This is a genomic window from Mesorhizobium sp. P5_C1 (genome assembly GCF_054049815.1).
Genome location: NZ_JBFULQ010000913.1, coordinates 1 through 1,448, shown reverse-complemented (window position 1 = coordinate 1,448; position 1,448 = coordinate 1). Strand labels below are relative to the sequence as shown.

At 60.2% G+C, this 1,448-nt stretch carries 2 protein-coding genes; both read right to left on the bottom strand.

The window, feature by feature from the left end:
- Nucleotides 1–35: 35 nt before the first annotated feature.
- The gene (locus tag ACXJ7R_RS32525) at nucleotides 36–749 is read right to left on the bottom strand and encodes a L,D-transpeptidase (RefSeq protein WP_457155380.1); all 714 of its coding nucleotides are present in this window, start codon (nucleotides 747–749) and stop codon (nucleotides 36–38) included.
- Between the two features lie 14 nt (nucleotides 750–763).
- Nucleotides 764–1,448: ABC transporter substrate-binding protein (locus ACXJ7R_RS32520; RefSeq protein WP_457155379.1), on the bottom strand; the 685-nt coding region annotated here is incomplete at its 5' end.

The window sequence follows — 1,448 nt, the reverse complement described above, 5'->3', positions numbered from 1 at the left end:
TTTCCGACATTGCTTGGCCCTCTCCGAATGCCGCTTCAAACGCCCTTGTAAAGGGCCGCCCCCTGCATCAGAACGATGACCTTGGCTCCGACCTTGACGCGGGACGCCAAGTCGGTGATGTCGTCGTTCCGCATCCGGATGCACCCTGATGACACGTCGAGCCCGATCGTCCAGGGCTCCGGCGTGCCGTGTATCCGGTAGATCGTGTCCTGATCGCCCTCGTAGAGATAGAGTGCCCTGGCGCCGAGCGGATTGTCGGGACCTCCCGGCATGCCTGCCGCATATTTGACCGCGTTCGGATCCCGAGCGACCATTTCGACCGGGGGCGTCCAGGTCGGCCATTCCGCCATGCGGCCGACGCGCACGATACCGGCCCATCCAAAGCCTTCCCGGCCGACGCCGATGCCGTAGCGCATGGCCTGCTGACCCGGCTGCACAAGATAGAGAAAATGCTTGTTGCCATCGATGATGATCGTACCGGGCACCTCAGCGGTGCGGAATTGGACCATCTGCGGGCGAAATGCCTCGGGCACCTCCTTGTGGGCTGCGTAGTATTTTCGCGCTTTCTTCTTGTCGTAGTCGACCCACTTATGTGTCTGCGGATCGAACACCTGCGTCTGAGCGGCATACGCCAGTGTCGCGCCTATCGCGGTCATGACAAGCGCGGCGCCGAGAACGAGGCAGCGGCCAGCCAATCTGCGATCATTGCTTTTCGAAGTGACGGACCGGTTTGCGAGCGAAAAGGTCATGGTCGTCCCTGCCTCTACTTCGACCAGGCGCTAAGCCGGTCTTGATGCTTTGCAACCCAGGCCTGCGCGTACTTGGCGGGATCTTGCCGATCGACCTGCAATGCGTAGCTCATTTCGGTGACCTCGTCTGAGCTGAAGTCGACATGAGAGAGGAAGGCCGCCACTTTCGGCAGGCGCTTGGCCATCGATGAGGCAAACCCGATGTAGAAATGGGATGCGTCCCACGCCACCGGCGCCTCAGATTTTGTAAGCCAGTCAGGGTCGTCGCTCGGCATCACGATGTGCCACTTGGCCGGATCGTATTTCGGTTCGGTCAACTGGACGATATCATGGAGCTTGAACATATGGTGCGGACTGTAGCAGTAGAATGCCATCGGTTGCCCCGTTGCCGCGGCCGCATCGACTGCGGCCATTGCCATGTCTTCCGGCATCTGAAGGAGCGTCATCGTTTTTTCATAGCCGTAGCTCTTGGCCCGGATCTTCTCGATGCTCGTCGACGACCAGCCCAACGCGCCAATCCACATTTCGCCCTTGCCGTCGCCGTCGGTATCGAACACGGCCGCTTTTTTGGGATCGGCCAGATCTGAAATGTCCTTGACGCCATATTTGTCAGCCGTCTCGCGCGTCACGCAGATGCCCTGCGTAGCCGACACACCCCTGGGACTGAGGTCCACGGTCTTGCGCCCGTCGACGTATTTC

Bases quoted from the DNA above. Each gene is read 5' to 3' on its own strand.
- ACXJ7R_RS32525 (WP_457155380.1), bottom strand. From the start codon at position 749: ATGACCTTTTCGCTCGCAAACCGGTCCGTCACTTCGAAAAGCAATGAT.